Below are 7,458 nucleotides of genomic sequence, written 5' to 3'. Positions count from 1 at the left end.
ATTTTTCAATTTACAATAAGGAAGGAGCCCTTCGCAAGTTTGAAGGGCTCATGAATATCAGGCAATGGTTTTTTTACGTAATAAATCTTTCCACTGTTTTAAGAGCTTCTTTCTCAGCTTCTTTAACATAGTGGATCATCTCCTTACTTCTTATTTTAAACCATCCTTGTCCAATGTAAAGCAAGCAATGGTAGATTATTGAAATATTTTTACAAAAGTGGATTTTTTATTATTATTATATGAGGAAAATGCGGAAATTTTCATGGATAATTTTGGATGTATGAAAAAAGGGAAAACCGGTCCTTTTTGGCTCCGGTTTTATTATCTTTCTATGACAATTGCGCCTTCAATCGGTTTGAAAGGATCTTCTTTATTGATATGATCGTAAAACATGACTCCGTTAATATGGTCTATTTCATGCTGGAAGCAGATTGCGGGTAATCCTTTTAGACGAAGTTTAACTTCATTTCCATTGAGATCGTAACCTTTAACGGTAACTCGTGCATGTCTTGGAACATAACCCTCTATCGGTTCATCCACGGAAAGACAGCCTTCTCCTGATTTTAAATAAGACTTTTCAACAGAATGGCTGATAATTTTGGGGTTAAACAAGGCATAGCTATATAGTTCACCCTTTTCATCCGTTAAGTGAACAGCTATCATTCGTTTTGATACATTGATTTGTGGTGCAGCTAAACCAATCCCTGGCCTCAATCCGTATCGCTCAGCTATTTCGCTGTTTTGGCTATTGATTACATATTCTAACAGGCTTGCAAGTATTTGCTTATCGTCATCTGAAGGCGGCATTGAAACTTCTTCAGCCACCATTCTAAGTGTTGGATGTCCATCACGAACAATATTCTCCATCATTAACATTATGTACACCTCCAATTAAGTAAAAAATTATTATGCTGAACCTAGCATATCAAACAATAGGTAAAATGTTAATCATCCTTTTCCCTGTACCTTTTCCTATCTTAATTGTCAAAAGAAACAAGTAAATATATTATAGAGTTATCGGATAGGAGGAACCTAAGTGAAGATTTTCAACCGCATAGCCATAATCATATCCATCATTATTATTGTGATTTTATCAGGATGTGTCAATAAAAAGACCCCTGTAGAGAAAATGAATGATGTATTGGAAGAGGTTGTCACCAAAGAAAAAAACTTTGAGGAACAGCAAGAGCCTTTAGTTACTTCAGAAAAAAATGAAAAAGAAATATATAACAAAATTATTGGGTTAGGTATGAAGGAATATAATCAAATAGTAAAACTTTCTGATCAGGCCATCGTATCCGCAAATAACAGAAAGAATTATATGGAGAAGGAAACAAATAGTTTAAAGGAATCAGAAAAGGAATTTAAAAAGATCAAATCCATTAAGGGGGAATTTGATAATCCTGACCTAAAGAGAATAATAGATGAACTTTACGAAATTATGATGCAACGCTATCGAGCACATGATGATCTTTATCAAGCATATTCAGAAGGAATAAATAATGATCAACAACTATATGAAATGTTTAAAAATAAAAATGTCATGTTAAAGGATCTTCAATTGCAAGTCAATAAAATAAATGAATCCTATAAAAAGGTCAATGAGGCAAATGAAAACTTTAATAAACTGACAGAAGAGTATAATAAGAAAAAGAGCATGTTTTATAAAAAATCGGGGCTAAAATAAGAAGCTACATTCATCTTTTGAAATCGACTGACGTTACAGTCGATTTTTTCTATATTATAACAATTATAAAAATGTAGCTAATTTTATATAACAGATACAACTTTAATTATGGTACAGTTTAATTTTTATTTATAACGTGCAAATAATAAAAAATTATAAGCGTAGTATTTGACGACCTAAAATTAATGATGTAAACTCTTAAATGAAATTAATTATTGTATCAATATAATAGCAAGAAACATTGATACAGACATAATGTTAATTTGATTTTGAATCATGTATTTAGAATCATACATTTTAAAGTGTTTTGGGTAACCTAACTTAAGGAATTTATTATTTTATAAGGGTTAAAAAGAAAGGAAGATGTGACCAGATGGCTTCTAAAACTCAAAATGCCAAGTTGGATGCAATGAAGGTACTCAACGAAGTGGAAAATCAATATCAAACACTTCAAATTCTTAACGAAGAAGGCGAAATCGTAAATGAAGCTGCGATGCCTGATTTAACAGATGAACAGCTTCAAGAATTAATGCGTCGAATGGTTTATACACGTATCCTTGATCAACGCTCCATTTCATTAAACCGACAAGGAAGATTAGGATTCTATGCACCAACTGCAGGACAAGAAGCTTCACAGTTAGCTTCACAATTTGCTTTGGAAAAAGAGGATTTTATCTTACCAGGTTATCGTGATGTTCCACAAATTGTATGGCATGGACTACCGTTGTCCCAAGCCTTCTTGTGGTCAAGAGGACATTTCCATGGAATGCAGATTCCTGAGGGCGTAAATGTCCTTCACCCACAAATTATCATCGGTGCTCAGTATGTTCAGACTGCTGGTGTGGCACTTGGGCTACAAAAACGTGGAGCAAAAGCTGTTGCCATTACTTATACAGGTGACGGAGGTACTTCACAAGGGGATTTCTACGAAGGAATGAACTTTGCAGGTGCTTATAAATCACCAGCAATTTTTATCGCGCAAAACAACCAATTTGCAATCTCTACACCTCGTGAAAAACAAACTGCTGCTAAAACGTTAGCACAAAAAGCAATTGCTGCTGGTATTCCTGGTGTTCAAGTAGATGGTATGGATCCTTTGGCTGTTTACGCAGCAGTTCGGGAAGCTAGAGAGCGTGCAATAAATGGAGAAGGTCCAACATTCATTGAAACTTTAACATACCGATATGGTCCACATACAATGGCTGGTGATGATCCAACTCGCTATCGTACATCTGAACTTGACAATGAGTGGGAAAAGAAAGATCCACTTGTACGTTTCCGCAAATTCCTTGAAAAGAAAGGTCTCTGGAGCGAGGAAAAGGAAACAGAAGTAATTGAACAAGCTAAAGAAGATATTAAAGAAGCGATTAAACAAGCGGATGCTGCACCAAAACAAAAGGTAACTGATTTAATGGAGATTACCTATTCAGATATGCCAAGCAACCTAAAAGAACAATATGAAATATTTAAAGCAAAGGAGTCGAAGTAAGTCATGGCTCAAATGACAATGATTCAAGCAATTACTGATGCACTTCGTACTGAATTACGTAATGATCCTAATGTATTGGTTTTCGGAGAAGACGTAGGAGTAAATGGCGGAGTATTCCGTGCAACAGAAGGACTTCAAAAAGAATTCGGAGAAGATCGAGTATTTGATACACCACTTGCTGAATCAGGAATTGGCGGTTTAGCGTCCGGTTTAGTATTACAAGGTTTCCGTCCAGTACCAGAAATTCAGTTTTTTGGTTTTGTATTTGAAGTATTTGACCAAATTGCTGGTCAGTTAGCTCGTTTGCGTTTTCGCTCAGGTGGTACATTTAATGCACCTGTTACTTTTCGCTCACCATTCGGTGGAGGGGTACATACTCCAGATATGCACGCAGACAGTTTAGAAGGACTTATGGCGCAAACTCCTGGTGTAAAGGTAGTTATTCCTTCAACTCCTTATGATGCAAAAGGCCTTCTGATTTCAGCAATCCGTGACAATGATCCTGTTATTTTCCTAGAGCATATGAAATTGTACCGTTCATTCCGTCAAGAAGTTCCTGAAGGTGAATATACGATCCCTCTAGGTAAAGCTGACGTGAAGCGAGAAGGAACAGACGTGTCCATTATTACTTACGGTGCAATGGTTCATGAATCATTAAAGGCAGCCGAAGAATTAGAAAAAGAAGGATATTCTGCAGAGGTTATTGACTTGCGGACAGTTAGTCCAATTGATATTGAAACAATTATTGCCTCTGTTGAAAAAACAGGTCGTGCAATTGTGGTTCAAGAAGCACAAAAACAAGCAGGTATTGCAGCAAATGTTGTTGCTGAAATTAATGAGCGTGCAATTTTAAGTCTGGAAGCTCCTGTTTTACGGGTAGCTGCTCCTGATACGATTTTCCCGTTCCCTCAAGCAGAATCTGTATGGCTTCCTAACTATAAAGATGTTCTTGAGACTGCTAAAAAAGTATTAACTTTCTAATAGTTACTTATAAAGAATATGGATTTATCATAAATGATTGGGAAAAGTCATCTTTTCCCAATATTACTTAAGTTTGATTAAAAATTACATGAAAAATAGGAGATGAATCTCTGTGTCATTTCAATTTAAAATGCCTGATATCGGCGAAGGTATTCACGAAGGTGAAATCGTCAAATGGTTTGTAAAGCCAGGGGATAAAGTCAAAGAAGATGATGTTCTTTGCGAAATTCAAAATGATAAAGCAGTAGTTGAAATTCCATCGCCTGTTGAAGGTACAGTTCAAGAAGTGCTAGTTGGCGAAGGAACTGTTGCAACTGTTGGTCAAGTTCTTGTCACTTTTGATGCGCCAGGATATGAGAACCTACAATTTAAAGGCGATGAACATGCTGAAGAAGCTCCAAAACAAGCTGAAGTACCTGCAGCTCCGGCACAAGACACTGCGGCACCTCAACCATCTGCTCCTGCAGCACCTGCACCACAAGTTGAAGTGGACCCAAATCGTCGTGTGATTGCAATGCCTTCTGTACGTAAATATGCTCGTGAAAAAGGTGTAGAAATTGCATTAGTTGCTGGTTCAGGTAAAAATGGACGTATTATGAAGAATGATATTGATGCATTCTTAAATGACGGCGGAGCTGCAATTGCAACGCAGGAAACAACAGTTGTGGAAAATGTAGAAGAAACATCTAAGGCAGCTGCTCCAGTACCTGTTCCAATTCCACAAGGCGAATATCCAGAAACACGTGAAAAAATGAGCGGTATTCGTAAGGCTATTGCAAAGGCAATGGTTAACTCTAAGCACACTGCTCCTCACGTGACATTAATGGATGAAATTGATGTAACTAAGCTTGTTGCTCACCGCAAGAAGTTCAAGGAAGTGGCTGCTGCTAAAGGCATCAAGCTAACCTTCTTACCATACATTGTTAAAGCACTAACAAGCGCTTTAAGAGAGTTCCCTGTGTTAAATACATCTCTTGATGATGCTACAAATGAGATCGTTCATAAACATTATTACAACATAGGTATCGCTGCTGATACTGAAAAAGGTCTTTTAGTTCCTGTTGTAAAGGATGCCGATAGAAAGTCAGTATTTACTATCTCTAATGAAATTAATGAATTAGCTGGTAAAGCGCGTGAAGGAAAATTGGCTCCAAACGAAATGAAGGGTGCATCTTGCACGATTTCTAATATTGGTTCAGCAGGCGGTCAATGGTTCACTCCAGTTATTAACCATCCGGAAGTTGCCATTTTGGGCGTAGGCCGTATTGCTGAAAAACCGATCGTTCGTGACGGTGAAATTGTGGCTGCTCCTGTATTAGCTTTATCTTTAAGTTTCGATCATCGTATGATTGACGGAGCAACCGCACAAAATGCAATGAATCATATTAAGCGTTTATTGAACGATCCAGAACTATTGTTAATGGAGGCGTAAGAAAATGGTAGTTGGAGATTTCCCAATTGAAACAGATACTATAGTCATTGGTGCCGGTCCTGGGGGATATGTTGCAGCTATTCGTGCTGCACAACTTGGCCAAAAAGTAACAATTGTTGAGAAGGAATACGTAGGCGGTGTCTGCCTGAATGTTGGTTGTATCCCTTCAAAAGCATTAATTGCTGCTGGTCATCGTTATGAAACAGCTATGCATTCCGATGCATTTGGAATAACAGCTGAAAATGTAAAGGTTGATTTTTCAAAAGTTCAAGAATTTAAAGCTGGTATTGTTAAAAAATTAACTGGCGGCGTTGAAGGGCTTTTAAAAGGAAATAAGGTAAATATTGTCCGCGGTGAAGCATATTTTGTTGATGCGAATACCCTTCGAGTCATGGACGAAAATTCTGCTCAAACATATACGTTTAAAAATGCGATTATTGCAACGGGCTCTCGTCCAATCGAGTTGCCTACGTTTAAATATTCAAAACGTGTCCTTAATTCAACAGGTGCTCTTAATTTGCCTGAAATTCCAAAAAGCATCATTGTAATTGGTGGAGGTGTCATTGGGGTCGAACTTGGCGGCGCGTACGCTAACTTTGGCACCAAAGTAACCATTTTAGAAGGTGCTGAGGAAATTTTAGGACTTGGTGTCTTTGATAAACAAATGGCTGCATTAGTTAAAAAGGCGCTGAAGAAAAAAGGCGCTGAATTCTATACAAAAGCACTTGCTAAAGGTGTTGAGGAAACCGAGAACGGCGTAACTGTAACATTTGAAACAAATGGTGAAGAGCAGAAACTCGAAGCAGATTATGTTTTCGTCATGGTAGGACGTCGTCCAAACACAGATGAAATGGGCTTGGAACAAGTTGGCGTGAAACTTAGCGAACGTGGTCTAATCGAAATCGACAAACAATGCCGTACCAATATCAGCAATATTTACGCTATTGGTGATGTTGTTCAGGGACCGCAGCTTGCTCATAAAGCATCATATGAAGCAAAAATTGCGGCAGAAGCAATCGCTGGACATCCTTCTGAAATAGATTATTTAGGAATTCCTGCAGTTGTATTCTCTGAGCCTGAATTAGCCTCAGTAGGATATACAGAAGAACAAGCTAAAGCAGAAGGACTTGCGGTAACAGCTGCTAAATTCCCATTTGCAGCTAATGGTCGTGCTTTATCACTTGATAGCGCTGATGGTTTCTTAAAGTTAATTACTCGTAAAGAAGACGGTCTTGTTATTGGAGCGCAAATTGCCGGCACAAGCGCCTCTGATATGATTGCAGAGTTAGGGCTTGCCATTGAAGCAGGTATGACGGCAGAAGACTTGGCAATGACAATACATGCTCACCCAACTCTCGGTGAAATTACAATGGAAGCTGCCGAAGTTGCCCTCGGCAGTCCGATTCACATCTTAAAGTAATAACTGATACAAAATTCCTTTCTATAAAAAATAGAGAGGACTTTTCTTTTTTATTAGCGAATGTATAGATAACATTTTATATCAATTCGTTCATTGGGGAGCAAATAACTGTTTCCTTTTCTTCATATATATGTAATATTCTTTACAAAATATATGTATTTTGCGTGGTGATAATAATGAGGGTTTATATTGTCATGATGCTGCAATTTATCATTTGGAGCGGGTATACATTTATTGAGTGGCTGTCGAGGCATGATCAGCTTGTTTATAAGGTAATCATGTTTTTTGTGTTTTTTTACTTAGCGTTTATCATCGGCAACAAAATTACGAAATCATCACGAAAAACATTGTTTATTACGACCTTAAGTTTGGTGGTATATACATCATTGCACTATACGATGACCCAATTTTTACATTAGGCTCTCTGTTATACTTGTCTGTTGATTTCC

General features: G+C 37.5%; 7 protein-coding genes. 6 read left to right on the top strand and 1 reads right to left on the bottom strand.

Annotated features, from left to right (window positions below; genetic code table 11):
* Positions 1 to 321 precede the first annotated feature (321 nt).
* Positions 322 to 876, bottom strand: coding sequence for a peptide deformylase (gene def, locus V7083_RS09675; RefSeq protein WP_335477317.1), 555 nt, complete (start codon positions 874 to 876; stop codon positions 322 to 324).
* 160 nt (positions 877 to 1,036) lie between these two features.
* Here def and V7083_RS09670 point away from each other — a divergent pair, with 160 nt between their 5' ends.
* The 6 genes from V7083_RS09670 (at position 1,037) to V7083_RS09645 (ending at position 7,428) form a co-directional block, all read left to right on the top strand.
* On the top strand, positions 1,037 to 1,687 hold the full coding sequence (locus tag V7083_RS09670) for a YkyA family protein (RefSeq protein WP_335477316.1): 651 nt from the start codon (positions 1,037 to 1,039) through the stop codon (positions 1,685 to 1,687).
* Positions 1,688 to 2,060: 373 nt separating this feature from the next.
* On the top strand, positions 2,061 to 3,176 hold the full coding sequence (pdhA, locus tag V7083_RS09665; RefSeq protein WP_335477315.1) for a pyruvate dehydrogenase (acetyl-transferring) E1 component subunit alpha: 1,116 nt from the start codon (positions 2,061 to 2,063) through the stop codon (positions 3,174 to 3,176).
* A 3-nt stretch (positions 3,177 to 3,179) separates the two neighbouring features.
* Complete coding sequence (locus V7083_RS09660; protein WP_335477314.1) at positions 3,180 to 4,157, top strand: alpha-ketoacid dehydrogenase subunit beta; 978 nt, start codon at positions 3,180 to 3,182, stop codon at positions 4,155 to 4,157.
* A 112-nt stretch (positions 4,158 to 4,269) separates the two neighbouring features.
* Positions 4,270 to 5,589 carry a dihydrolipoamide acetyltransferase family protein gene (locus tag V7083_RS09655; RefSeq protein WP_335477313.1) on the top strand — a complete coding sequence of 440 codons (1,320 nt, stop codon included), beginning with the start codon at positions 4,270 to 4,272 and terminating at the stop codon, positions 5,587 to 5,589.
* 4 nt (positions 5,590 to 5,593) lie between these two features.
* A complete protein-coding gene (gene lpdA, locus V7083_RS09650) occupies positions 5,594 to 7,009 on the top strand; it encodes a dihydrolipoyl dehydrogenase (RefSeq protein ID WP_335477312.1) in 1,416 nt (471 codons plus the stop codon).
* A 176-nt stretch (positions 7,010 to 7,185) separates the two neighbouring features.
* Complete coding sequence (locus V7083_RS09645) at positions 7,186 to 7,428, top strand: hypothetical protein (protein ID WP_335477311.1); 243 nt, start codon at positions 7,186 to 7,188, stop codon at positions 7,426 to 7,428.
* Positions 7,429 to 7,458: the final 30 nt, after the last annotated feature.

This window comes from Bacillus sp. JJ1764 (genome assembly GCF_036962145.1).
GTDB lineage: Bacteria > Bacillota > Bacilli > Bacillales > Cytobacillaceae > Neobacillus.
Note: the sequence above shows the minus strand (reverse complement) of the source record. Positions and strands in the feature narration are given on the sequence as shown.